At 72.0% G+C, this 21,347-nt stretch carries 18 protein-coding genes; 5 read left to right on the top strand and 13 right to left on the bottom strand.

The window, feature by feature from the left end:
• Positions 1–43: 43 nt before the first annotated feature.
• From ACWG52_RS11585 to ACWG52_RS11605, 5 genes are all read right to left on the bottom strand, one after another.
• Positions 44–262, bottom strand: a complete 219-nt coding sequence (locus tag ACWG52_RS11585; protein WP_389805357.1) for a hypothetical protein — start codon at positions 260–262, stop codon at positions 44–46.
• 178 nt (positions 263–440) lie between these two features.
• Positions 441–1,043, bottom strand: a complete 603-nt coding sequence (locus ACWG52_RS11590) for a hypothetical protein (protein WP_389805360.1) — start codon at positions 1,041–1,043, stop codon at positions 441–443.
• Positions 1,044–1,164: 121 nt separating this feature from the next.
• Positions 1,165–1,719, bottom strand: coding sequence for a GNAT family N-acetyltransferase (locus ACWG52_RS11595; protein WP_453128625.1), 555 nt, complete (start codon positions 1,717–1,719; stop codon positions 1,165–1,167).
• A gap of 39 nt (positions 1,720–1,758) precedes the next feature.
• Positions 1,759–4,008, bottom strand: a complete 2,250-nt coding sequence (locus ACWG52_RS11600) for an MMPL family transporter (protein ID WP_389805366.1) — start codon at positions 4,006–4,008, stop codon at positions 1,759–1,761.
• Positions 4,009–4,189: 181 nt separating this feature from the next.
• The gene (locus ACWG52_RS11605; protein ID WP_389805369.1) at positions 4,190–4,606 is read right to left on the bottom strand and encodes a cupin domain-containing protein; all 417 of its coding nucleotides are present in this window, start codon (positions 4,604–4,606) and stop codon (positions 4,190–4,192) included.
• A 54-nt stretch (positions 4,607–4,660) separates the two neighbouring features.
• Between ACWG52_RS11605 and ACWG52_RS11610 the strand changes: the two genes are divergently transcribed.
• Together ACWG52_RS11610 and ACWG52_RS11615 are read left to right on the top strand one after the other, a co-directional pair.
• Entirely contained in the window at positions 4,661–5,467 is an 807-nt protein-coding gene (locus ACWG52_RS11610; protein ID WP_389805372.1) for a GNAT family N-acetyltransferase, read from the top strand.
• 55 nt (positions 5,468–5,522) lie between these two features.
• Positions 5,523–6,023 carry a DinB family protein gene (locus tag ACWG52_RS11615; RefSeq protein WP_389805375.1) on the top strand — a complete coding sequence of 167 codons (501 nt, stop codon included), beginning with the start codon at positions 5,523–5,525 and terminating at the stop codon, positions 6,021–6,023.
• Positions 6,024–6,156: 133 nt separating this feature from the next.
• Here the strand turns inward: ACWG52_RS11615 and ACWG52_RS11620 are convergent, their stop codons facing one another.
• Positions 6,157–6,891: a siderophore-interacting protein gene (locus ACWG52_RS11620; RefSeq protein ID WP_389805378.1), complete on the bottom strand. Its 735-nt coding sequence runs from the start codon at positions 6,889–6,891 to the stop codon at positions 6,157–6,159.
• 166 nt (positions 6,892–7,057) lie between these two features.
• Here ACWG52_RS11620 and ACWG52_RS11625 point away from each other — a divergent pair, with 166 nt between their 5' ends.
• The 3 genes from ACWG52_RS11625 (at position 7,058) to ACWG52_RS11635 (ending at position 11,940) form a co-directional block, all read left to right on the top strand.
• Positions 7,058–9,154: a penicillin acylase family protein gene (locus ACWG52_RS11625; protein ID WP_389806124.1), complete on the top strand. Its 2,097-nt coding sequence runs from the start codon at positions 7,058–7,060 to the stop codon at positions 9,152–9,154.
• Positions 9,151–9,762 carry a GNAT family N-acetyltransferase gene (locus tag ACWG52_RS11630; RefSeq protein WP_389805381.1) on the top strand — a complete coding sequence of 204 codons (612 nt, stop codon included), beginning with the start codon at positions 9,151–9,153 and terminating at the stop codon, positions 9,760–9,762. Before ACWG52_RS11625 ends, ACWG52_RS11630 begins: the two co-directional genes overlap by 4 nt.
• Positions 9,763–10,047: 285 nt before the next feature.
• A complete protein-coding gene (locus tag ACWG52_RS11635; protein WP_453128626.1) occupies positions 10,048–11,940 on the top strand; it encodes a protein kinase domain-containing protein in 1,893 nt (630 codons plus the stop codon).
• Between the two features lie 147 nt (positions 11,941–12,087).
• On the opposite strand, the gene ACWG52_RS11640 is transcribed toward ACWG52_RS11635, so the two are convergent.
• The 7 genes from ACWG52_RS11640 to ligA all read right to left on the bottom strand — a co-directional run bounded on the left by ACWG52_RS11640 (position 12,088) and on the right by ligA (position 21,339).
• Entirely contained in the window at positions 12,088–12,603 is a 516-nt protein-coding gene (locus ACWG52_RS11640) for a hypothetical protein (RefSeq protein WP_389805387.1), read from the bottom strand.
• 122 nt (positions 12,604–12,725) lie between these two features.
• Positions 12,726–14,237, bottom strand: a complete 1,512-nt coding sequence (gatB, locus tag ACWG52_RS11645; protein ID WP_389805390.1) for an Asp-tRNA(Asn)/Glu-tRNA(Gln) amidotransferase subunit GatB — start codon at positions 14,235–14,237, stop codon at positions 12,726–12,728.
• A 16-nt stretch (positions 14,238–14,253) separates the two neighbouring features.
• Complete coding sequence (locus ACWG52_RS11650) at positions 14,254–14,499, bottom strand: hypothetical protein (RefSeq protein ID WP_030010588.1); 246 nt, start codon at positions 14,497–14,499, stop codon at positions 14,254–14,256.
• A complete protein-coding gene (gene gatA, locus ACWG52_RS11655) occupies positions 14,496–15,989 on the bottom strand; it encodes an Asp-tRNA(Asn)/Glu-tRNA(Gln) amidotransferase subunit GatA (protein WP_266443627.1) in 1,494 nt (497 codons plus the stop codon). The genes ACWG52_RS11650 and gatA overlap by 4 nt, the downstream gene beginning before the upstream one ends.
• Before the next feature lie 5 nt (positions 15,990–15,994).
• Complete coding sequence (gatC, locus tag ACWG52_RS11660) at positions 15,995–16,291, bottom strand: Asp-tRNA(Asn)/Glu-tRNA(Gln) amidotransferase subunit GatC (RefSeq protein WP_030010586.1); 297 nt, start codon at positions 16,289–16,291, stop codon at positions 15,995–15,997.
• A 271-nt stretch (positions 16,292–16,562) separates the two neighbouring features.
• Complete coding sequence (locus tag ACWG52_RS11665; protein ID WP_389805395.1) at positions 16,563–18,752, bottom strand: putative bifunctional diguanylate cyclase/phosphodiesterase; 2,190 nt, start codon at positions 18,750–18,752, stop codon at positions 16,563–16,565.
• Positions 18,753–19,137: 385 nt separating this feature from the next.
• The gene (ligA, locus tag ACWG52_RS11670; protein WP_453128629.1) at positions 19,138–21,339 is read right to left on the bottom strand and encodes an NAD-dependent DNA ligase LigA; all 2,202 of its coding nucleotides are present in this window, start codon (positions 21,337–21,339) and stop codon (positions 19,138–19,140) included.
• Positions 21,340–21,347 lie beyond the last annotated feature (8 nt).

Genomic DNA, 21,347 nt, shown 5'->3' on the forward strand with positions numbered 1-21,347 from the left:
CCGGCGGCACTCGCCGACGGTGCGCTTCTCATCACGGGTCAGTTCACGCGGCGCGCGGCGCGGAGCACGCGGAGCGGGCCGCGGGGGTGGAGCGGGCGGAGCGGGTGAACCGGCTCCGGAGGGTTCTCACCCGCCTCCCGTGTTCCTGGTCCGGCGAGGAGGCGCGGTGCGCCGTCCCCGCCGTCCGGGCCGCGCGGTACTCGGCCGCCTCACGCATGAGGTCGGCGTTGCGGACGGCGGTGGCGATCTCGTACTCGAACATCTCTGCTCCCTGGTGGCGTTGCTCGGGCACCTCGTTCGGTGTGATCCAAGATTCGCGTCCCAGGGGGTACCGGCACATCGGTCGCATGCCGCATCTGCCGGGGGCGGGGCGCCTTAGTCCGGGGCCGGGGAGCCCCTGGTCGGTCGTGCGGGTCTAAGGCGCTGCCCCAGGAGGGTGCCTAGGCGCCGGCTCCGGCCGCCTTGGGAATGGCCAGGAGGAGGTCGAAGTACATGAGGACGAAGAGCAGGATGCCGAGGGCGCCCAGTCCGATGCCCGCCCAGGAGACGGACCGAACCCAGGTGGGGAGGATCCGCTCGGGGCTGCTGAAGGCGGGGAGGGCCAGCACGAAGGTGGCGACGATCAGGGCGAGGGCGGAGAAGATGCCGTTCACCATCGCGGTGGTGTGCCACGGGTCGACGAACTGGGCGGCGATCTGCGCGTTGGCGTCGGCGGCCTGGGTCAGCTCCAGTCGGGCGGCGATGCTCGCACGCTCGGACACGATGCCCGCGACCCAGCTGCCGCTGAGGGCGACGACACCGAGACCCGCGGCGACGATCGCGAAGGCCGCGGATCCGACGTGGCTCGGCTCCCGGTCCTCGGCCTCGTCCTCGGCGAGCGCCTCGTCGTCCAGGTCCGCGTCGGTGACCTCGTCGGTGACCTTGTCGGTGACCGTGGAGTCGGCTGCGGCCTCGGCCGGCTGGGTGGTCTCGGTCTTTTCGAGGGCGACCGGGTCGGTGTCCGCCTCGGCGGCGTTCGGGGCGGGGGTCTTCGTGGTGTCCATGCGGGGCACCGTAGGCGCCCTGTCTGAGAGTTTTCTGAGAATCCGCAGGTTCCGGCCGTGGTGGGCCCCGTGGTCGGCGGGGCCCGTGGCGGGGCGACCCGGGACGGGGCCCGGACGGGGCTCAGGCGGAGCGGTTCGCGGCCCACTCGCGGGAGAGGATCGACCAGATCTCGGTGTCCTGGCGGACTCCGCGGTGGAGGTTGTTCTCCCGCATGACGCCGTCGCGGGTCATACCGAGGCGGGCGGCCGCGGCGAGGCTCTTCGTGTTGCCGGCGGCGGCGTGCCACTCGACGCGGTGCATGCCGCGCTCACCGAAGGCGTAGTCGATCAGGACCTGGCAGGCCTTGGTGACCAGGCCTCGACCGGCCGCGTCGGGCTCCAGCCAGCAGCCGATCTCGCAGTTCCCCCGATCGGCCTCGAACACCCGGAAGAGGACCCCGCCCACCAGCGTGCCGTCGAGCCGGATGCCGAAGAGCCGGGGGCCGTCCTGGGCCGCCTTCACCGCGTACTCGGCGAGCAGGGCCCGGGCGGAGTCGAGGTCGGCGGCCCGGTCCGGGAAGCCGATGTAGCGGCCTATGAACGCGCGGCCGCGCTCGATGTGCGCGAAGAACTCCTCCGCGTGCCGGGCCTCCAGCGGGAACAGCTGGGCGTCTTCGGCGAGGGCTGTCGAGAACATGCTCGTTCTTCCTTGGGTCTCGGGCGGCGGCCGGCCGGATCACCGCGAGCTGGTGGCGGGCTCGGCGCCGACCTCGCTCGTGGCGAGGTCCACGGCGGGCCGCTGCTCCGGAAGTCTTGCATGCGGGTGGTGTTCGGGGGGCTCGATGCTGATCTTGGGCAGGCACCGGTCGAGCCAGGCGGGCAGCCACCAGTTGGCCCCGCCGAGCATGTGCATCAGGGCCGGGACGAGGAGGGTGCGCAGCACGAAGGCGTCGAGGGCGACGGCCGCGGCGAGCGCGATGCCGAACATCGCGATGATCCGGTCGCCGCTGAGTACGAAGGCCAGGAAGACGGAGATCATGATGACGGCGGCCGAGTTGATGACCCGGCTGGTCTCGGCGAGGCCCACGCGCACGGCCCGCCGGTTGTCGCCGGTCTCCAGCCACTCCTCGTACATCCGGCTGACGAGGAAGACCTGGTAGTCCATCGACAGTCCGAACAGGACGGACACCATGATCACGGGCAGGAAGGGTTCGATCGGGCCTGCGCTGCCCAGGCCCAGCGGCTCGCTGCCCCAGCCCCATTGGAAGACGGCGACGACGACGCCGAAGGAGGAGGCGACGGCGGCGACGTTCATGGCCGCCGCCTTGAGCGGGATGCCGATGGACCGGAAGGCCAGCAGCAGGAGCACGCAGCCGAGGGCGATGACCACGCCGACGAAGAGCGGCAGCTTCCCGATGATGACCTCGGCGAAGTCGTCGTAGGCGGCCGTCACACCGCCGACGTGGACCTGCAGGGAGTTGCCGTGGCCGGCGGCCGGTACGACGTCCTGGCGGAGTCTGTCGACGAGGTCGCTCGTGGCCCGGGACTGCGGGGCGAAGTCCGGTACGACGGTCAGGACGGCGGTGTCGCCGCTGCGGTTGAGGACGGCGGGGCCGGTGGCGGCGACGCCCTCGGTCGTGCGGAGTGCCTCCGCGAGCCGGTCCACGGCGAGCCGGTCGCCGGCGCCGTCCAGCCGGGCGACGACGGTGAGGGGGCCGTTGGTACCGGGACCGAAGCCCTCCGCCAGCAGGTCGTAGGCCTGCCGGGTGGTGGAGGTGGCGGGGTTGTTCCCCTGGTCGGAGGTGCCCAGGTGGAGGGAGAACGTGGGCAGGGCCAGGACCACCATGACCGCGGTGGCGACCATGCCGAGCAGCTTGGGGTGGCGTTCGACGAAGGCGGACCAGCGGACGGCGAAGCCGGAGGTCTGCTCGGGACGCGGGCCCTCGGCGGCGAGCCTGCGGCGCTCGCGGCACGAGAGGGCCCGCATGCCTATGTACGAGAGGAGGGCGGGCAGCAGGGTGACCGAGGCGGCGACCGTCAGCACCACGGTGACGGAGGCGGCGATCGCGACGCCGTTCAGGAAGTTCAGCCGCAGCACCAGCATGCCGAGCAGGGCGATGCAGACGGTGGCACCGGCGAAGACGACGGCCCGGCCGGTGGTGGCGACGGCGTTCGCGGCCGCCTCCTCCACGGTGCTGCCCCGGGTCAGGCCCTTGCGGTGCCGGGTGACGATGAACAGCGCGTAGTCGATGCCCACGCCCAGGCCGACGAGGGTGCCGAGCATCGGGGCGAAGTCGGCGACCGGCATCGCGTGGCCGAGCAGGGTGATGCCGAAATAGGCGGTGCCCACACTGACCAGGGCGGTCGCGATGGGCAGCAGGCTCGCGGCGAGCGAGCCGAAGGCGAGGAAGAGGACCAGGGCCGCGACGGCGACACCGATGACCTCGGCGAGGTGCGCGGTGGGGGCCTCGGTGAGCTGGATGGCGCGACCGCCCAGTTCGACCTGAAGGCCGCCGGCCTCGGTGGTGGGGTTCTTCGCCGCGTCGACGACCGCTCGGGCCTGGCCCTTGGGTACGGAGTCGGCGTGTTGGTCGAAGGTCACGACCGCGTAGGCGGTGCGCCCGTCGGGGCTGATCCGCGCGACGCTCTCGGGGGCGGGGCCGTAGGGTCCGGCGACCGATCCGACGCCGGGGAGCCCGGCGACGCTCTCCAGGGCCCGGGTCATGCGCTGCTCGATGTCCGGGGTGCGCACGCTCTGCCCGTCCGGGGCCCGCCACACGATGGTGTCGGTGTCGCCGCCCTGACCGTGGAAGCCCTCGCGCAGGAGGGCGTTCGCCCGGGCGGACTCGGTGCCGGGGACCTCGTAGTCGTTGGAGAACGACGACCCGGCGGACACGGCGGCGGCCGCGGTCCCGCCGAGGGCGAGCAGCCAGATGAGCACGACGAAGAGACGGTGGCGCATGCACCAGCGTGCGATTACAGCCAACGGACGTGCTCCCTGGTGGTTCGGATCTTTACCGGGAGTCAGCCCGCCGCAAAGACGCATGAACGCGTGAAGGCCCGGCCGAGGGGCCCGGGGGATCCCCCCCGGGAAGGCTCGGCGCAGATGGTCTACATCCGCAACGATCTCAGCGTTTCGTGATCGTTGGCCCGTTTCGTGTGCATCGTCACAGCGCGGAGCGGGTGGAGGATCCCGCCTCCAGCCGGTCCTCGGGCTCGTCCACCCGGTAGCCCGGGATCGAGGGCCACCGGACGGTGAGGACGACGGCGTCCTCCTCCGCGTACCAGGAGTGGTCGACGCCGCGTCCCCAGAGCACGTAGTCCCCCTGCTCGGCGAGGACGACGGTGCGCCCCGGGAACTCCAGCCGGAAACGTCCGCTGATCAGCACCAGCAGTGCGGTGCGCTTCTCGGCGGTCGCCCACCGCTCCCGCTCGTCTCCCTTCGGGTGGACACCCCATTTGATCTCCACGTCCTCGCTGTGACGGGGATCGGAGGGGTCCTTGAAGTGGCCGAGGAGCCAACCGCGGTCGGCGGCCGCGTCGGGGGTGGCCTTACCGGTGTAGATGGTGGAGTCGTGGTTCACGGGGGTGAGGCTAATGCAGTTGTGGCACCCGCTCGACACTGGTGAGCTGGGGCTATGACGATCGATCTTGATGAACTGGTGAAGGTCCGCGCCCACTTCGACGCCGAGGTGCGCGAAGGCGCGCAGGCGGACGCCCCGCGGGGGCACGTGGAGCGGGCGGGCGGCGTCGTACGCCACGTCGCGCCCGCGCTCGGGTGGAACGGGGTGCTCTGGTCGGACCTCGACGAGGGGACGGCGGACGCGGAGATCGCGGCGCAGGTGGCGTTCTTCGCGGGACGCGGCTGTCCGGAGTTCGAGTGGAAGCTGTACGACTACGACCGGCCCGCGGACCTCGGGGACCGGCTGCGGGCGGCGGGCTTCGTGCCGGAGCCGCCCGAGACGTTGATGGTGGGCCTGGTGTCCGAGCTCGCGAAGCTGCCGGTGGAGCCGCCGGAGGGCATCACGCTGCGGGTGGTGACGGACGAGGCCGGCGTCGACCTGATGATGCGGGTCCACAGGGAAGCCTTCGGGAGGGAGCGACCGCGGATCCGGGAGCAGCTGCTCGGCAAGCTCCGGGACGAGCCGGACACGATCGCCGCGGTGCTCGCGATGGCGGGCGACACCCCGGTGAGCGCGGCCCGGATGGAGATGCGGCCGGGGCTGGCCTTCGCGGGCCTCTGGGGTGGCGGCACGATCCCCGAGTGGCGCGGCCGGGGCATCTACCGCCTGCTGGTCGCCCACCGTGCGCGCCTGGCGGCGGAGCTGGGTATCGCCTATCTGCAGGTGGACGCGTCGGACGACAGCCGCCCGATCCTGGAGCGGCTGGGCTTCGGGGTACTGGGCATGACGGTGCCGTACATGTGGACCGCTTCCGCCTCGTAGGGTGGGGTCGGTCCGGCTCTGTGCCGGCACGGCGGTAACCGGCAGGATCACTGTCATGGAACGCATCAGCCCGCCCCTGACCGGGGACGAACGCGAGACCCTCCGGACCTTCCTCGACTACCACCGGGCCACCCTCGCCTGGAAGTGCGAGGGCCTCACCGACGAACAGCTGCGCCGCGCCTCGATGCCCCCGTCCACGCTGTCCCTGCTGGGGCTGGTCCGGCACATGGCCGAGGTCGAGCGGCACTGGTTCCGCCGCGTCCTCGACGGCCAGGACCTCCCGCACCGATGGTCGGACACGCACGATTTCCAGGCCGCCTACGACGCCTCCGGCTCCAGCCGCGAGGAGGCGTTCACCGCCTGGGAGGACGAGGTCGCGCACGCCCGCCGCATCGAGGCTGCCGCCGAGTCCCTGGACGTGACGGCGTACGTGCCGAGCTGGAAGGAGGAGGCCTCGCTCCGTCTGGTGATGCTGCACCTCATCCACGAGTACGCCCGCCACAACGGCCACGCCGACTTCCTCCGCGAGGGGATCGACGGCACGACCGGCGCGTAGGGGGGTGTCTTGTCGGTCAGGGTGGGATCAGGGAGCGGTGCCGGGCGCCGCGAGCCCGCCCTGACCGGCAGGACACCCGCTGCGGGTGCCGGACGCGCCGGGCGGCCCGAGGCGCCGTGGGGCCGCGGTTCGCTCAGGCTTCCGGACGCCAGTAGCCCAGGGAGTTCACCCGGTGCTTGGGCAGCGTGAGTTCCTTGCGCAGGAACGCCGTCAGGGCGCGCGTCGTCACCGTGTCGCACGCAAGCCAGACGTACGCCGCCTCCGGGTCCCCGGCCAGCGCGGGCAGCTCGGCGCGCACCCGGTCGGCCAGGGCCGCGCCGTCCCGCCGCACCCGGCGGATGTCGTGCCGGCCCTGCTCCACCCGCATCGGCAGCCGCTCGTCCGAGTCGTGCTGCGTCTCGAACCAGATGGTCGCCGGGGTCTGCGGGTACGTGTCCAGCAGCGAGTTGATCGCCGGCAAGGACGCCGAGTCGCCGATGACGAGCAGGCGCTCCGGGGCCGGCGTCGGGGCCGTGAATCCGGTGCCCTGGACGGTGGCCTCGACCGTGTCGCCCGGCTCGGCGTCGCGCGCCCAGGCGCTGGCGACCCCGTCGTGCAGGGCGAACTCGAAGCTGAAGGTGCCCGCTTGCGGATCCGGGTCCACGAGCGTGTAGGCCCGCTGGTGCGGCTTGCCCGCGCCCTGGAACCAGACGCGCACCCACATCGTCGGGTGCAGCGACGCACCGGCGGCCGCGAGCAGCCCGCCGTCCGTGAAGCTCACGCGGCGGTAGTTCTCCGTCAGGTCTTCCGCTCCCGTGACCGTGAACGTGAAGTCCTTGCCCCGCATGAGCTTGAGGACCACGCCCTCCCAGCCCTTGCCGACCGCCATGTCCGACCCCTCCCCTAGCGCCCCTATAGTTAGGTCAGCCTAACCTAAACGCACGTCGGGGAAGAGTGTGAGCAGCGTGAGCAGTGCCAGCAGCGAGAACGGCGACGCCCGGTCGCACGGAGCGAACCGGGGCGAGCCCTCTGCGGAGACCTCGGAATCCTACGGGGTGTACCGCGACCGGTGGGGCATCCCCCACCTCCGCGCCTCCGACGAACTCCGGCTCGTCCACTCCCAGGGTCGCGTCACCGCCTTCGACCGCGCCTGGCAGTTGGAGGTCGAGCGGCACCGTTCCGAGGGCTCCAGCGCCTCCTTCCTCGGCGCGGACGCCGTCACCTGGGACCGCTTCGCCCGCCAGTCCCGGCTGGCCGACACGGCCCGCCGCTGCTACGAGGCCATGGAGGCCGACGACCCCGCCACCGCCGCCTGGGTGCGCGCGTACGTGGACGGCGTCAACGACGGACTCGCCGCCGGCGCCGCCCGTGACGAACGCTTCGCGCGCACGGGCCTGACCCCCACCCCGTGGGAGCCGTGGGTGCCGCTGGCCATCTGGATCGCCACGCACATCCTGTTCGCCGGCTTCGCCACCAAACTGTGGCGCGAGCGCGTGGCCCGCGCCCTCGGCGACGAGGCGCTCACCCTCTTCGCCACCGACGGCCCCGGCACGGCCGGCAGCAACGGCTGGCTGGTGCCGGGCGACCGCACCACCACCGGCTCGGCGATCATCGCGGGCGACCCGCACCGGTTCATCGAGGACCCGGGCGTCTACCAGCAGATACGTCTCTCCTGCCCGGACTACGACGTCCTGGGCCTCGCCGTCCCCGGCGTCCCCGGCCTCGGCCACTTCGGGCACACCGGCACCGCCGCCTGGGCGATCACCAACGCGATGTCCGACTACCAGGACCTGTACGTCGAGCGGTTGCGCCGTGCGGACGACGGCACCGTACGGGCCCTCGGCGCGGACGGCGTCTGGGAGCCCGTCTCCCGCCACACCGAGACCATCACCGTGGCCGACGGCGACGACATCGAGGTGGAGGTCCTGGAGACCCCGCGCGGCCCGGTGATCGTCCACGCGGACGGCGACCTCGGCGCCGACGCGCACGCCGAAGCCGACGGCCACGCCGACGGCAGCCCCCAGACCCTCTCCCTGCGCTACCCGCCGCGAGTCCGCCTGGACCTCGGTTTCGCCGCCCTCCCCGCCCTGCTGCGCGCCCGCACCGTCGCCGACATCGACCGGGCCTTCGACGGCTGGGCCGAGCCGGTCAACGTCGTCCACGCCGCCGACTCCGAGGGCGGCCTGCTGCACCGCGTCGCGGGCGCCGTGCCGCTGCGCCACCGCACCAACCGGCTGCGACCCGTGCCCGCCTGGGATCCGCAGCACGCCTGGCAGGGCTGGGCCCCGACCCCCGCCGAGCCGGTGCAGGGCTTCGCCGTGATGGCGAACGCGCGCGGCATCGCCTCCCCGCTCGGCGTGGAGTTCGCGCCCCCGCACCGCGCCGACCGCATCCGCGAGCTGCTCAGCGGCTCCGCGGACTGGTCCCCGAAGGCGATGGCCGACGTACACCGGGACACGCACCTGGCCTCGGCCGCGCCGCTGCTCGCGCTGCTGCCCGACTTCGAGGACCTGACCCCGGCGGCCCAGGCCCTGCGGACCCGGCTGCTGGCCTGGGACCGGCACATGGCGGCCGCCAGCACCGACGCCACCGTCTTCTCGGCCTTCCGCAGCGCGACCGTACGCCGCTTCGCCGCCGACCCCGTCTTCGAGGGCCTGTGGGGGGCGCCCCCCGGCCCGGCCGTCTTCCACCCCTGGCTGTACCTGGTCCCGAAGATCGGCTACGCCCTCGAAGGCCTGCTCACCACCTCCCTCGTCCCCGGCCTCGACCGGGCGGCGCACGTCCGGGCCGCCCTGGAGGAGACGGCCGCGGCCGACACCCCCGACACCCCCTGGTCGCAGGTCCACCGCCTCACCCCCTGGCAGGCCGTGCCCGACCTGGAGGCGACCGAGTGGCCCGGCCTCGGCGGCGACCACGACTGCGTGAACGCCACCTCCACCGTGCCCGGCTTCACCGACCTCACCGCCCGCGCCTCGGCGGCCCGTTACGTCTGGGACCTCGCCCGCCGCGAGGACAGCCTGTGGGCGGTCCCGATGGGCGCGGACGGTGTCACCGGCTCACCCCACCACCGCGACCAGCTGCCGCTGTGGGCACAGTGCGAACTCGTCCCCGTCGTCACCGACTGGACCCGGCTCAGCAAGGAATCGATATGACCTCCGCCCCCTCCGTGCGCCGGCCCGTACACACCCAGGTCGTCGAGGGCTTCGGCACCGTCACCATCACCCCTGTCGACCCCGCGGCCGATTCGGCGCTGATCCACAGCTGGGTGACGCAGGACCGGGCCCGGTTCTGGGGCATGGGCGAGGCCGGCCTCGAACTGGTCCAGGAGATCTACGAGGACATCGACCGCCGCACCACCCACCACGCCTTCATGGTGAGCCGCGACGGCGAGCAGGTCGCCCTGTTCCAGACGTACGACTGCGCCGAGGACCGGGTCGGCGAGTGCTACGACGTCCTGCCCGGGGACGTCGGCGTGCACCTGCTGATCGGCCCGACCAAGGGCCCGGCCGAGCACGGCTTCACCGGCTCCCTGATGACCGTCTTCATCGGGTTCGTGTTCTCCGACGAGTCCGCGCGGCGCGTGGTCGTGGAGCCGGACCGCCGCAACACCAAGGCCATCTCCCTCATGGAACGCACCGGCTTCGTCCTCGGACCCGAGGTCGTGCTCCCGGAGATCGACCTGCCCGAGATCTACCTCCCGGCCAAGCCGGCCCGGCTGGCCTTCTTCACCGCTCCGGAGGCCGCCCGGACGACCCGCTGACCGGCTGACCGGCTGACCGCAGCCGCCCTCGTCGACCGGGCGCTCGGCGAACGGAATCCGCCCCTGGGGCGGTTCCGGGAGCCGGGCGCCCGGCGGCATGTCCGGGCACCCACGTCGACGACGGGGTCGCCGTCGATCGCCGCCGGTCGCCGCCCACGGCCCGGGGCCGTCGACGGCCCGCCGATGAAAGGGTGAACCCCGACGGAGATTTCCGATTCCCGTTGACCGCGCGCCCCTCCCCACCGGAAGCTGATGGCCTCTCAAAGCACCTTGAGGTGGGGGACATTGACCAGTCAGAACCTGCACATCGGTCCGGACGCGGCTGTGGACCGGTACCGCCTGCTCCGCTCGATCGGACGCGGCGGAGAGGCCGTGCTCTATCTCGCCGAGATCGAACTCGCCGGCGGATCCGAACCCGTGGTCGTCAAAGTGCTCGACTCCAAGACGACCATCACGCCGGACATCTTCGACCGGATCAGCCAGAAGTGGAACGAGCAGGCCGAGCTGCTGCGGTTCGTCCACCGGCCCGGCGTCGTGGGCGTGCGCGAGCACTTCGAGGGTCCGCCGATCCACCGGCCCGGGGAGTCCTCGACCCTGACGGGGCGGGCGCTCGTCCTCGTCATGAACCACGTGGACGGGCTGGACCTACGGGACTGGCGGGCCGAGCGGACGCTGTCCACCGCCGCCGAGCGGCGCGAGGTGATGCGCACCCTGGAGCAGCTGGCCGACGTCCTGGACTGGCTGCACTCGGGGAAGGCCACCCCCTCCGGGCGCCAGGTGATCCACGGCGACCTCTCCCCCGGCAATGTGATGGTCGACGCGCACGGGCAGGCCACCCTGGTGGACTTCGGCCTCAGCAAGCTGACCGCCGACCACCAGACCGCCGAGGTCTGGTTCACCCCGGGCTACGCGGCGCCCGAGGTCTTCGACGGCAAGCGCACCCCGGGTACGGACCGGTACGCCTTCGGGGCGATCGCGTACTTCCTGCTGAGCGGGGAGTCCCCGCCGGCCACCCCGGAGCAGCTGGCGCGGGCGCTGACCGCGCTGCCGCAGATCGCCGTGCTGGACGCCGAGCAGCGGGCACGGATCGCCGCCATCTACTCGGCGGACCCGGGGAAGCGGCCGGTGAACCTGGCCGGCTGGATGAAGGACATCCGCCACGCGGTGGTGTCCACGACCACCGCCACCTCGCAGCGGGCGGCGCAGGAGACCCCGCCCAGGCCTGCCACGCCCCCACCGCCGGTGATCCCACCGCCGGTGGTCCCACCGCCGGTGGTCCCGCCGCAACCGGTCACGCCGCCGCCCGCGTACGCCCCGGCGGCGCAGCCCGAACAGCCCGTGCAGCAGCCGGCGCAGCCCGTACGGTCGGAAGCGGCCACCGTCCCGGAGCCCGCCCCGGTCCCCCCGCACACGCCCACCACTGCCCCGCGGACGCAGCCGGATCCGGGGTCGGTGCCCGCCGGATACGGGCCGACGTACAACCTGAGCCCGGCCCCCGCCCCGGAGCCCGTGGTCCCGAAGAAGAAGCGGCGGACCGGGCTGATCCTGGGCTCGGTGGCCGCGGTGCTGGTGCTGGCCTCCCTCGCGGTGGTCGGCGTACAGCTCCTGGGCGACAAGGACAAGGAGAACACCGCGGGGGGCGACAAGCCCGCCGGGACGAGCGCACCTCAGGCGTCGGCTTCGGCGCGGGCGACCGACTCCGCCGAACCCACGCCCTCCGAGGCCTCCCCCAAGGGATCCGCCTCCCCGGACTCCTCCTCCAGCCCGGGGGATCCGGGCTCGGTGAAGGACAGCAACGTCGCCGATCTGACCGTGCTGTCGTCGGTCGGAGAGGTCCAGCACTTCGAAGTGGGCTCCGCCAAGCTGAACACGAAGGAGTACGGGGCCGCCCTCCTCGGCAGTTGCTACTACGGTGCGACGGTCGAGTACGACGTGAACCGCGCCTGGTCCACGCTGGAGTTCACCGTGGGCGTCGACGACGGCTCGACCATGGAGCAGGCCCGCGTGACCATCTCCGTGGACGACAAGCCCGCGCTCTTCTCCGAGGCCGTCCACCTGGGCAAGCCGGTCACCAAGTCCCTGGACATCAAGGGGGCCCTGCGCCTGCGCCTGAAGGTGGAGGAGGGCTGCCGCGACACCGGCAACGCCGTCATCGCCGCCCCCGTCCTCAAGCGCTGACGGCGGCGCGCTCCGACAGGAACCCGCCTCCCGGCGCGACCCGTTCGGCCGGGCGCGCGGCGAACGGAAGCTGCCCGGACAGCAGTTCCCCGCCCCGCGCCCGGCAACGGGCGCCGATCGGCCGCGCGCCCCGCCCGGCCGTCCGGCTCAGACCACGCCGAGGTCCGCGCGCATGGCCGCCCGCATCTCCCGTAGCGGGTCCCAGATGCCCTGTTGGGCCTCCACCGCCGCCTCCATCGACTCCCCCGGGTCCGGCGAGCCCCGTTCCAGGCGCTTCACCTGCCCGTAGACCGCGGTCAGGGCGTGGTGCACCGAGGACGCGGGCGCCAGGACCTGATCGGGGGCGATCATCTGTGCCTCCGAGTAGCGGTCACGGAAGGCGTCCTTCGCCGCGTCGAGCGCGGCCCGGTCGGCGTCCTCGACCACGCGTTCCCGCAGGGTGTGCAGATGCCGGTTGAGTGCGGTGGTGAACTGGCGGGCGTCCCGGTTCAGATCCGTGTAACAGGTGCGCCGTAGCGCCTGGTTCTCGCGCTTCTCGTCGTGGGCGCGCACGAGCTCGATCTCACGGCGCTTCGTGCGCTCCGCACCTCGCTGGGTGAGCAGCGCGCCGCCCAACGTGCCCGCCACACCCGCCACCGCGATGACCATCGCACCGATCTCCACCGGCGCACCCCCCCGTGTCCACCACCGACCGCGCGCCGGTCGCGCGATCACCCCGTACCAGTGTGAACGACGACGGCCCCGCACCGGGAAGTCCGGTGCGGGGCCGTCGTACGAGAAGGGGACTACTCGGAGACGCCCAGGCGCTCCAGGATGAGTTCCTTGACGCGCGCCGCGTCGGCCTGGCCGCGGGTGGTCTTCATGACCGCTCCGACCAGGGCGCCGACGGCGGCGATCTTGCCGCCGCGGATCTTGTCCGCGATGGCCGCGTTGCCCGCGATGGCCTCGTCCACGGCCGCGCCGAGCGCGCCCTCGTCCGAGACGACCTTCAGGCCGCGCTTCTCGACGACCTCGTCCGGGGTGCCCTCGCCGGCGAGGACGCCTTCGAGGACCTTGCGGGCCAGCTTGTCGTTGAGCGAACCGTCGGCGACCAGGGCCGCGACCCGGGCCACCTGGACCGGGGTGATCGGCAGCTCGTCGACGACGACGCCCTGCTCGTTGGCGTTACGGGCCAGCTCGCCCATCCACCACTTGCGTGCGGCGGTCGAGTCGGCACCGGCCTCGATCGTGGCGACGATGGAGTCCACCGCGCCCGCGTTGAGGATCGACTGCATGTCGTGCTCGGTGACGTCCCACTCCTCGCGGAGCCGGTTGCGGCGCACGCGCGGCATCTCGGGCAGACCGGCGCGCAGCTCCTCGACCCAGGCGCGGGCCGGGGCGACGGGAACCAGGTCGGGCTCCGGGAAGTACCGGTAGTCCTCGGCGTTGTCCTTGATGCGGCCGGCCGTGGTGGAGCCGTCCTCCTCGTGGAAGTGCCGGGTCTCCTGCACGATCGAGCCGCCCGAGGTGAGCACCGCCGCGTGGCGCTGGATCTCGAAGCGGGCGGCGCGCTCGACGGAACGCAGGGAGTTGACGTTCTTGGTCTCCGAGCGGGTACCGAACTCGGACTCGGGGGTCGGGCGCAGCGACAGGTTCACGTCGCAGCGCATCTGGCCCTTGTCCATGCGGGCCTCGGAGACGCCGAGCGCCTTGATGACCTCGCGCAGCTCGGCGACGTACGCCTTGGCGACCTCGGGGGCCCGCTCGCCCGCGCCCTCGATGGGCTTGGTGACGATCTCGATGAGCGGGATGCCGGCGCGGTTGTAGTCCAGCAGGGAGTGGGACGCGCCGTGGATACGGCCGGTGGCGCCGCCGACGTGCAGCGACTTACCGGTGTCCTCCTCCATGTGGGCGCGCTCGATCTCCACGCGGAAGATCTCGCCGTCCTCCAGCTGGACGTCCAGGAAGCCGTTGAAGGCGATGGGCTCGTCGTACTGGGAGGTCTGGAAGTTCTTCGGCATGTCCGGATAGAAGTAGTTCTTCCGGGCGAAGCGGCACCACTCGGCGATCTCGCAGTTCAGCGCGAGGCCGATCTTGATGGCCGACTCGACGCCGATCGCGTTGACGACCGGCAGGGAGCCGGGCAGACCGAGGCAGGTGGGGCAGGTCTGCGAGTTGGGCTCGGCGCCCAGCTCGGTGGAACAGCCGCAGAACATCTTGGTCTTGGTGCCGAGCTCGACATGGACCTCAAGGCCCATGACGGGGTCGAACGAGGCGAGAGCGTCCTCGTACGAGAGCAGTTCGGTGAAGGTGGTCACGGTGAAACTTTCCCTCTCAGCCCAGCAGGACGTCGTCGTCGCCCAGGCGCTTCAGCTCGCGGTACAGGATCGCGAGGCCGGTGACGATGGCGGCGGCGGACACGGCGGCGTCGACCAGCTTCAGCACGTCGTGCTCGCTGCGGGCCTTCTTGACCTGCTTGATCACGCTGATCGCGCCGAAGGCGGTGGTGCCGATCGACAGGTAGGTGCCGGTCTTGGACTTCTTGAAGCCCTTGGCCTTGGTCAGTGCACTGGTGCTCACAGGGACGGTGCCTCCTCAAGCAGCGGGTGACCCCAGCGTGCGACGAAGGCCGCCTCGACGGCGGCGCCGACCTTGTAGAGCCGGTCGTCCTTCATCGCCGGGGCGATGATCTGGAGCCCGACCGGGAGACCGTCCTCCGGTGCCAGGCCGCAGGGCAGCGACATGGCGGAGTTGCCGGCCAGGTTGGTCGGGATGGTGCACAGGTCCGCGAGGTACATGGCCAGCGGGTCGTCGGTGCGCTCGCCGATGGGGAAGGCGGTGGTCGGGGTCGTCGGGGAGACGATCACGTCGACCTTCTCGAAGGACTTCTCGAAGTCCTGCGTGATGAGCGTGCGGACCTTCTGGGCGGAGCCGTAGTACGCGTCGTAGTAGCCGGAGCTGAGGGCGTACGTGCCGAGGATGATGCGGCGCTTGACCTCGTCGCCGAAGCCGGCCTCGCGGGTCAGGGCGGTGACGTCCTCGGCGGACTTCGTGCCGTCGTCGCCGACGCGCAGGCCGTAGCGCATGGCGTCGAAGCGGGCCAGGTTGGAGGAGCACTCGGACGGCGCGATCAGGTAGTACGCGGCCATCGCGAGGTCGAAGGAGGGGCAGTCCAGCTCGACGATCTCGGCGCCGAGCTCCTTGAGGAGCTCCACCGACTCGTTGAAGCGCTGGACGACGCCGGCCTGGTAGCCCTCACCGGCGAACTGCTTGACCACACCGACGCGCATTCCGGCGACGGAACCGTTGCGGGCGGCCTCGACGACCGGCGGGACCGGGGCGTCGATGGAGGTGGAGTCGAGCGGGTCGTGTCCGGCGATCACCTCGTGCAGCAGGGCCGCGTCCAGGACCGTACGGGCGCAGGGCCCGCCCTGGTCGAGGGAGGAGGAGAAGGCCACCATGCCGTAGCGGGAGACACCGCCGTACGTGGGCTTCACGCCGACCGTGCCCGTGACGGCGGCGGGCTGGCGGATGGAACCGCCGGTGTCCGTGCCGATGGCGAGCGGGGCCTGGAAGGCGGCCAGGGCGGCCGCGGAGCCGCCGCCGGAGCCGCCGGGGATCCGGGTGAGGTCCCAGGGGTTGCCGGTGGGGCCGTAGGCGCTGTTCTCGGTGGAGGACCCCATGGCGAACTCGTCCATGTTGGTCTTGCCGAGGATGACGACGTCGGCTTCCTTCAGCTTGCGCGTCAGGGTGGCGTCGTAGGGCGGGATCCAGCCTTCGAGGATCTTCGAACCGACGGTCGTCGGAACGCCGACGGTGGTGAAGATGTCCTTGAGGGCGAGGGGGACGCCGGCCAGCGGGCCGAGCTTCTCGCCGGCCGCGCGCTTGGCGTCGACGGCGCGGGCCTGGGCGAGCGCGCCCTCGCGGTCCACGTGCAGGAAGGCGTTGACCTTCTCGTCGGTGGCGTCGATGCGGGCCAGGTGGGCCTCGGTCACCTCGACGGCCGTGAGCTCGCCGGAGGCGATCTTCTCGGCGGTCTCGGCGGCCGTGAGCTTGATGATGTCGACCATGATTGTTAGTCCTCCCCCAGGATCTGCGGCACCTTGAAACGCTGCTGCTCCTGGGCGGGAGCACCGGAGAGCGCCTGCTCGGGGGTGAGCGACGGACGGACCTCGTCCGCGCGCATGACGTTCGTCAGCGGCAGCGGGTGGGAGGTCGGCGGGACGTCTTGGTCGGCGACCTCGGAAACGCGGGCGACCGCGCCGATGATGTCGCCGAGCTGTCCGGCGAAGTGATCCAGCTCGTTGCTGGACAGCTCAAGGCGCGCCAGCCGAGCGAGGTGGACGACCTCCTCGCGCGTAATGCCAGGCATGCAGCGATCCTCTGGGGGTGGGTGGATGTTTCGTTTCGGACCCAATCCTATGGGGCGGGGCGCTCGGCCTGCGAAACGGTTTGCGCGGATGCCGGGACGGGCCGCTGCGCGAGGCAAAGATCCGGGGCTCCGCCCCGCACCCCGCGCCTCAAACGCCGGCGGGGCTGGAAGGTGCCGGCGTCGGCCACATCCAGCCCCGCCGGCGTTTGAGGCGCGGGGGTCCGGGGCGGAGCCCCGGCAGCGGTGCCGCGCCCTGCCGGGCCGACGGCGGTCAGACCGCGTCGGCCTCCGCCGCGGCGAGTTCCGCCGTGATGTCCGCCGGGCGGCGCCAGCCGCGCTCGCCGCGGGCCAGCAGCCAGGCGGTGGCCTCCTGCGGGGGCATGGCGGCGGCGACGAGCCAGCCCTGGACGGCGTCGCAGCCCAGGTCCCGCAGCCGCTCCCAGGTCTCGTCGTCCTCCACGCCCTCCGCCACGACCAGCAGGCCCAGCGAGTGCGCCAGGTCCACCGTGCAGCGGACGATCTCCGCGTCCTGCGTGTCGACGGCCAGCCGGCCGACGAACGACCGGTCGATCTTCAGCTCGCTGACCGGCAGGCGGCGCAGGTGGACGAGCGAGGAGTAGCCGGTGCCGAAGTCGTCCAGGGACATCTTCACGCCGTGCCCGGTGAGCCCGGCCATGGTGTCGGCCGCTCGCTGGGGGTCCTCCAGCAGGACGTGTTCCGTTATCTCCAGCTGCAGCCCGCTCGCCGGGACCCCGTGGCGGGCCAGTCGGGCGGCGACCGCGCCCGCGAAGCCGGGGGTGTGGACGTCGCGGGGCGAGACGTTGACGGCCACCGGGACCTTGAGGCCCTGGGCCCGCCACCGCGCCACCTGGGCGAGGGCGGTCTCCAGGACGTACTCGGTCAGGTGCGGCATCAGCCCGGAGGTCTCGGCGATCGCGATGAACTCGTCCGGGGACACCCGTCCGCGTTCCGGGTGCACCCAGCGCACCAGGGCTTCGAGCCCGGCGACCTGGCCGTCGAAGCGGACCTTCGGCTGGTAGTGGAGTTCCACTTCCCCGGCGTCCAGGGCCCTGCGGAGGTCGCCGAGGAGGCCCAGGCGGTCGGGGGTGTTGCTGTCCCGCTTGGACTCGTACACCTCGACGCCGGTGCGGTCGCGCTTCGCCTGGTACATCGCGACGTCCGCGCGCCGCAGCAGCCCCTCCGCGTCGAGCGCGTGGTCGGGGAAGACGGCGAGGCCCGCGCTGGCCTCCAGGACGAGCGTGAGGCCGTCCAGGTCGAGCGGGGAGCTGAGTTCCGCGACCAGGTGGCGGGCGATGCGCTGGGCGCTGGTGGTGGAGTCGGCGAAGGGGAGCAGGACGGCGAACTCGTCGCCGCCGAGCCGGGCCGCCTCGGCGTCCTCGGGCAGGGCCTGGCGCAGTCGTTCGGCGATCTGGAGCAGCAGGCGGTCGCCCGCCAGGTGCCCCAGGGTGTCGTTGACCGCCCGGAAGCGGTCCAGGTCGATGAGTACGAGGGCGGCCCGGGTGCCGGAACGTTCGGCCTCGTCGAGGGCGGACCAGGCCCGCTCCAGCAGCCACTGCCGGTTGGGCAGTCCGGTGAGCGGGTCCCGCAGCTGCTCCTCGGCGCGGGCCCGGGCGATCCAGAGGGTGGAGTCCAGGGCGATCAGGGGTACGGCGAACAGCGGCAGCAGGACCGGCCGGCTGACGGCGACGACGCAGATGAGGGGGGCGATGCCGAGCAGCGCCACCGCCACTAAGGCCTGCCGGAGCAGGGCGGTACGGGCGACGGTGGGCAGCCCGTCGCCGCGCGGGGCCAGCGCGACCCAGAGCAGGAACCGGGTGGCGAGCAGGTAGGCGACGGCGACGAGGACGATCTCGGGGATCGCCTCCAGCCCCCAGTAGGCGGGAAGCCAGGGGGACTCCACGGAGGGCACCTCGCCGAAGGCGGCGAGTACGAGCGCTCCGACGCCGATGCCGAGGATGTCCACGGAGCCGTGCAGCAGTCCCTGCCGCCAGCGGTGCCGGCGCGCGGCCCCCACCAGGGAGACCACGGCCAGCGAGACGAGTCCGGCGGGGACCCATCCGTAGAGGATGAGCACGCCGAGGGTGAGGGCCGCGCCCGATCCGGTGCCGCCCCACCAGCGATCGCGGCCGAGGGCGACGAGGTGGCCGACGATGATGCCGGTGAGGATGGCCAGCGCCCAGCCGACCGGCCCGCCGGGGAACAGCGCATGACGACCGCTCAGCGCGGAGACGATGCCCAGGGTGAGCACGGTGACGGCGAGGCCCACGACGACGAACGGCAGCGCGCCGCGCCGTTCCTGCCCGCGCGCACCGGAGGGGACCGGTCGGGTCTTGGGTGTCCTGGCACCCAGGAGACCGATCCTGCCCGTCCTGCCCGCCCGCATGGACGGGATTTCCCCGCCGAATTCAGGTGACGGGTCGGCGCTTTCGGTGGGTTTCATGCCCGTACCTCTCACAGCCGGCGATGCCGATGTCACGCGATGGCCCCGATGTCATGCCACCACGGCCGAAATCGCATCCTGCAGCCGTGCACGACAGGCGCACCCCTCAACAGTAGGACGCGCGAGGCTCCCAGGGGCAGCGGTCGGCAGTGGTTGCCCGAATGCGACCCAGCCATCCTCATCAGTACGGTATCCGCCGAACGGGTGAGTTTGGACCGGGCCCCCCTGTCACCCATCCGATGATCCGACAGCTCACCGCCCTGCGACCAGCCTTGTACCGGCCGTTTACCACCGTTCGCCGCGCCTGGCGTGCGCCCGCCCGTACGGCCGCACGCCACGCATCCGTTCGCCTTCGCTACTCCCCTTCGGCGATTCCCCCTCGGTACTACTGCGCCGCGCCCTCGCCGTCCACCGGGAGCGCGGCCTCGCGTGCCGCGTCCGGCCCCTGCTCCAGCAGCACGGCGAATCCGGCGTCGTCGAGGACGGCGAGCTTCAACTGCATGGCCTTGTCGTACTTCGAGCCGGGGTTGTCGCCGACCACGACGAAGGAGGTCTTCTTCGACACGGATCCGGTGACCTTGGCGCCGCGGCTCTGCAGGGCCTCCTTGGCGCCGTCCCGCGTGTGGCTCTGCAAAGTGCCGGTGACGACGACGGTCAGGCCCTCCAGCGGCCGCGGTCCCTCGTCCTCGGTGGAACCTTCCTCCTCCATCCGGACCCCGGCCTCCCGCCACTTGCGCAGGATCTCCTGGTGCCAGTCGACGGCGAACCATTCCTTGAGCGAGGCGGCGATGATCGCGCCGACGCCCTCGGTGGCCGTCAGCTCCTCCTCGGTGGCCTGCTCGATGCGCTCGATCGACCGGAACTCCCGGGCGAGGGCCTCGGCCGCGACCGGTCCGACGTGGCGGATGGACAGGCCGTTGATGACGCGGGCGAGCGGGCGGTCCTTGGCCGCGGCGATGTTCTCCAGCATGGCCAGGGCGTTCTTCTTCGGCTCGCCCTTCTGGTTGGCGAAGACCCTGACGATCTTCTCCTCGCCCGTCTTGGGGTCCCGCTTGGGCAGCCCGCTGTCCTGGTCCAGGACGTACGCCTTGATGGGCAGCAGCTGCTCGATGGTGAGGCCGAAGAGGTCGCCCTCGTCCAGCAGGGGCGGCGTCGCCGGCTCCAGCGGGCCGGTCAGCGCGGCGGCCGCGACGATGCCGAAGTTCTCGATGTCCAGGGACTGCCGGCCGGCGAGGTAGTAGATCCGTTCGCGCAACTGGGCGGGGCAGGTCTGACCGTTGGGGCACCGGACGTCGATGTCCCCCTCCTTCATGGGCCGCAGCTCCGTCCCGCAGGCCGGGCACGCGGCCGGCATCACGAACTCCCGTTCGCTGCCGTCGCGCAGGTCCACCACCGGGCCGAGGATCTCGGGGATGACGTCGCCCGCCTTGCGCAGCACGACGGTGTCCCCGATGAGGACGCCCTTGGCCTTGACGACCTCCTGGTTGTGCAGGGTGGCGAACTCCACCTCGGAACCGGCCACCTTCACCGGTTCCACCTGCGCGTACGGGGTCACACGACCGGTGCGGCCGACGCCGACCTTGATGTCGATCAGCTTGGTGTTGACCTCTTCGGGCGCGTACTTCCAGGCGATGGCCCAGCGCGGGGCGCGCGCGGTGGAGCCGAGCCGGCCCTGGAGGGCGATCTCGTCGAGCTTGACGACCACGCCGTCGATCTCGTGCTCCACGGAGTGCCGGTTCACCCCGTAGTCCGCGATGAAGTCCCGGACCTCGGCGAGGGTGGAGACCACCTTGTTGTGCCGGGCGGTCGGCAGCCCCCATTCGTGGAGCAGCTCGTACGCCTGCGACTGGCGCTCGATCTCGAAGCCCTCGCGGGCGCCGATGCCGTGCACGACCATGTGCAGCGGACGGCTCGCGGTGACCTTGGGGTCCTTCTGCCGCAGCGAACCGGCCGCCGCGTTGCGGGGGTTGGCGAAGGGCTTGCCCTCCGCCTCCACCAGACGGGCGTTGAGCTCCTGGAACTTCTCCATCGGGAAGTAGACCTCGCCGCGGATCTCGACCAGGGCCGGGATCCGGTCGCCCTGGAGGCGGTCCGGGATCTCGGCGATGGTGCGGACGTTGGGCGTGATGTCCTCACCCGTGCGGCCGTCGCCGCGGGTGGCCGCTCGGGTCAGCCGGCCGTTCTCGTAGGTGAGGTTGACGGCGAGGCCGTCCACCTTGAGCTCGCACAGGTAGTGGTAGTCCGAGGTGTTCACGTCCCGGGCCACCCGCTCGGCCCAGGCCGCCAGTTCCTCGTCGTCGAAGGCGTTGTCGAGGGAGAGCATGCGCTCCCGGTGCTCTACGGAGGCGAAGTCCGTCTCGTACGCCCCGGCCACCTTCTGGGTGGGCGAGTCGGGCGTACGGAGCTCCGGGTACTGCTCCTCCAGTGCCTCCAGCGAGCGCAGCAGCTGGTCGAACTCGGCGTCGCTGACGACCGGCTGGTCGTTCACGTAGTACCGGAAGCGGTGCTCCTCGACCTGCTCCGCGAGCAGTGCGTGCTGATCACGCACCGCCGTCGGTACTGCCGTGTCCTGCTGTTCGGCTGCCATGCCGTGTC

It is taken from the genome of Streptomyces sp. CLCI03, from assembly GCF_053615355.1.